Below are 307 nucleotides of genomic sequence, written 5' to 3' on the forward strand. Positions count from 1 at the left end.
TGGGCTGGGATGTGGTTGTTACCGACGGCAGGCCCACCCACGCCAACAAAGACCGATTTATAGGTTCATGCCAGGTAATCGTATCCCGGCCTGAAGAAACGCTTCAAAAAACAGAAATAAATGAGCGTAGTTGCTTTGTATTAATGAGCCATAATTACAACTATGACCTTGCCGTATTGAAACTGCTTTTAGAGAAGGAAGAAGTGCCTTATATAGGAATCCTGGGTCCCAGGAAAAAATATCAGCGAATGCTCGATGAACTGGCAGAAGAAGGATTGAAATTAAATTCTGAAAATCTGAAAAGAAT

Annotated in this window: 1 protein-coding gene; it reads left to right on the forward strand. The window is 42.0% G+C overall.

The window, feature by feature from the left end:
- Positions 1-307, forward strand: a 307-nt coding sequence (locus HC175_RS22580; protein WP_168140044.1) for an XdhC family protein, incomplete at both ends; no start/stop codon positions are given.

This window comes from Salinimicrobium oceani (genome assembly GCF_012037645.1).